Origin of the sequence: Candidatus Protofrankia californiensis (assembly GCF_900634765.1) — a bacterium.
GTDB classification, from domain to species: domain Bacteria; phylum Actinomycetota; class Actinomycetes; order Frankiales; family Frankiaceae; genus Protofrankia; species Protofrankia californiensis.
Genome location: NZ_CAAAFT010000066.1, coordinates 1 through 3404, shown reverse-complemented (window position 1 = coordinate 3404; position 3404 = coordinate 1). Strand labels below are relative to the sequence as shown.

General features: G+C 69.0%; 3 protein-coding genes. 1 reads left to right on the top strand and 2 read right to left on the bottom strand.

The window, feature by feature from the left end; translation table 11 throughout:
- Positions 1 to 432, bottom strand: a 432-nt coding sequence (locus DD1DGNOD_RS04045) for an NTP transferase domain-containing protein (protein ID WP_165036391.1), incomplete at its 3' end; no start/stop codon positions are given.
- 581 nt (positions 433 to 1013) lie between these two features.
- On the opposite strand from DD1DGNOD_RS04045, the gene DD1DGNOD_RS04035 reads away from it, so the two are divergent.
- Positions 1014 to 1997 carry an acyl-CoA desaturase gene (locus DD1DGNOD_RS04035; RefSeq protein WP_131769475.1) on the top strand — a complete coding sequence of 328 codons (984 nt, stop codon included), beginning with the start codon at positions 1014 to 1016 and terminating at the stop codon, positions 1995 to 1997.
- Between the two features lie 134 nt (positions 1998 to 2131).
- On the opposite strand, the gene DD1DGNOD_RS04030 is transcribed toward DD1DGNOD_RS04035, so the two are convergent.
- Positions 2132 to 3404: ABC-F family ATP-binding cassette domain-containing protein (locus DD1DGNOD_RS04030; RefSeq protein ID WP_131769474.1), on the bottom strand; the 1273-nt coding region annotated here is incomplete at its 5' end.

Below are 3404 nucleotides of genomic sequence, written 5' to 3'. Positions count from 1 at the left end.
GGGATCAGCCACCTGCGCGGTCAGCACCGTCGCCGCGGCACCCTCGCGCGCATGCGTCGCGACCAGCGCCGACATCGTCGTGCTGGTCAACAGCGGGGTGTCACCCGGGACGACGACCACGAGATCGTCCGGCCGGATGTCCGGCGCCGCGGGCAGGGCGACCCGGACAGCGTGGCCGGTACCGCGCTGGCTGGCCTGCACGACCGGTGCGACCTCGGGTGTGCGATCGGCCAGCGCCGTGATCACCTGCTCGCGCCCGTGCCCGACGACCACCAGTTGCCGGTCGGCCCCGAGCGGAGTGACCGCAACGAGAACGTGCTCCAGGAGGGTGCGCCCGGCAACACGATGGAGCACCTTGGGGGTTGCGGACCGCATCCGCTTACCCTCACCCGCGGCAAGGACGACAACCGCCGCCAGACGTGGTTGGGTCACACGAGCTCCCCTGATCGTGGACATCAACTCGATGCATGTCGAGCTTACCGGATTGCGACCAGGGGATATCGCGGACAATTCCGACGAGCGGAAATAGTTCGCGCGGACCAGCACGCCCACCGATCGAACCCCGAGCTCCGCCGCCACGACTCGAACGTGGACTAGAAGAACCAAAATCTTCCGTGCTGCCAATTACACCACGGCGGACCGAGGAAAAATCTTTGGCAGTGTATCACCGCGGGAGGGCCAAAGGCGGAGCGATCATACTTTTCTCGCGCTGCCGGAGGCCCAGGTCCCCAGGTACGGGAGAGCCAAAGAGGACGCGATCATGATTTTCTCGGACTCGGGGCACCGCTACGGCTCCCAGCCCACTACGGCACCCGGACGCCGCCCGCCGCTCCCGCCGACTCCCTGCGACAAGTACCGCGCCCTGACCCGCAGATCCCCGGACACGCGGAATTGTTTTTCTGCGATGTTCCCCGCCGCGGGCACCGCGCGTTACCGTCGCGAGCTACGGTGTCCCAACGGAAACCATCGCGACAACGAAACCGGCGGACGGCACTGATGGACGGGGTTATGTCATGACCGCTACCGATACGGTGAACCCGATGGGTGCCGCGGCCCCTGCGACCCGGGCGAGTGCGCCCACCCACCACACCGTAGCGCCGAAATCCACGCTGAAAGCGCGGGGGGAACAGGTCACCCTCGCCATGGTCATCATCATACCGTTGGCAGCCCTCGCCGCCGCGGTACCGCTGCTGTGGGGCCGATGGATCAGTCCGCGCGACGTGATCCTCGCCGCCGTCATGTACGCGATCACCGGCCATGGGGTGACCATCGGTTTCCACCGCTACTTCACCCATCGCGGGTTCAAGACCTCCAGGCCGATACGCATCGCGCTCGCCGTCGCCGGCAACATGGCGATCGAGGGTCCGGTCATCCGCTGGGTCGCCGACCACCGGCGCCACCACGCCTTCAGCGACCGGGACGGCGACCCGCACTCGCCGTGGCGGTACGGCACCGGCGTCCGCGCCCTGACCAAGGGCCTGTGGCACGCCCACATCGGCTGGCTGTTCGACGTCGAACAGACCGACCAGCGCCGGTACGCCCCGGACCTGCTCGACGACGCCGACATCGTCCGCGTCAGCCACCTGTTCGGGCTCTGCGCAGGGGTGAGCCTCGCGGCCCCGGCGCTGATCGGCGGCCTGTGGGGCGGCTCCTTCGAAGCGGCGGTGCAGGCGTTCTTCTGGGCGAGCCTGGTCCGGGTGTGCGTCCTCCACCACGTCACATGGTCGACGAACAGCATCTGCCACGTCGCGGGCAAGCACCCGTACAAGTCGCGGGACCACTCCGGCAACGTCTGGCCGCTTGCCATCCTGTCGATGGGCGAGTCCTGGCACAACCTGCACCATGCCGACCCCACCCTGGCCCGCCACGGGGTCAAGCCCTGGCAGGTGGACTCCAGCGCCTACCTCATCAAGCTGATGGAAACGTTGCGGCTCGTCCACGACGTCCGCTGGCCCGATCACGAACGCCTGAAGGCAAAGCTTGCTTCCCCCGAATAGTCGATTCACGACGATTTGGGGACCCCGGCTTCCTGGGCTGCTGTCCACCCACGGCTTCGCGATCATCCAATGATGATCGCGAATGGAACACACATCCGGGTGGGGTCGCTTCGCGACGATTTGAGGACGGTGCGTCAGGCGTCCTCAAGGTCGGATGCGACGGTCAGCCAGGCCTCCTCGGTGCGGGCCTTCTCGGCGACGACCTCGCGTAGCTCGGCATCCAGGGCGAGCAGGCGCTGGTGATCGGTGGCCGCCTCGGCAAGTGCGGCATGCAGCGCGGTCTCCCGCCGGGCCAGTCGCTCCAGGGCCCGTTCGAGCCGGGTCAGCTCCTTGCGCGCGACCCGTACCTGCCCGGCCGACAGCGAACCGGCCCCGGCGCCGGCGGTGGCACCGGAGCCAGCACCAGAATCGACGGTAGTGCCGGTGCCGGCGGCACCGGCTGTCCCGGCCTGCGTGGTGGCAAGCTCCCGCCGGGACAGGTATTCGTCCACCCCGCCGGGCAGCATGACAAGTGACCCGTCGCCGAGCATGGCGAAGATCGTGTCACAGGTTCGCTCTAGAAAGTAACGATCATGGCTGATGGCAACGATCGTGCCCGGCCAGGAGTCCAGGACGTCTTCCAGCGCCGCCAGCGTGTCGGTGTCCAGATCGTTGGTGGGCTCGTCCAGCAGCAGCACGTTCGGCCGTTCCATGAGCAGCCTCAGCAGCTGCAGCCGGCGGCGTTCCCCACCGGAGAGGTCACCGACCCGCGTCCACTGCCGGGCCGACGGCAGGCCGAACTGCTCCAGGAGCTGACCGGCGGTCACCTCCCGGCCGCGACCCACCTCCAGCACCCGGCCGGCCTGCTCCACCGCCTCCAGTGCGCGCAGGTCCGGGTCCAGCTCACGGATCTCCTGGGAGAGCATGGCGGGACGCACGCTCCTGCCGACCCGCACAGTGCCCGCATCCGGGCCCACCTGCCCCGTCAGCAGGCGCATCAGCGTCGTCTTGCCGCTGCCGTTGACCCCGACGAGACCCACCCGGTCCCCCGGGCCCAGCCGCCAGGTCACATTCGTGAGCAACGCCCGGCCGCCCAGCCGTAGCGTCACGTCCTCGACGTCGTAGACGTCCTTGCCGAGGCGCGAGGCGGCAAAGGTGCGCAGGCCGAGGGTGTCGCGGGCAGGCGGCTCGTCGGCGATCAGGGCGTTGGCCGCCTCGATCCGGAAGCGCGGCTTGCTGGTGCGGGCCGGCGGACCCCGGCGCAGCCAGGCCAGCTCCTTGCGCAGCAGGTTCTGCCGCCGCGATTCGGCGGCATCGACCTGCCGCGCCCGTTCCGCCCGGGCAAGCACATACGCGGAGTAACCGCCGTCGTAGGCGTCCACCCGGCCGTCGACGACCTCCCAGACCCGCTCGCAGACCTCGTCGAGG

Excerpts from the sequence above, each read along its gene's own strand:
- DD1DGNOD_RS04035 (WP_131769475.1), top strand. The coding sequence starts at position 1,014 with ATGACCGCTACCGATACGGTGAACCCGATGGGTGCCGCGGCCCCTGCG.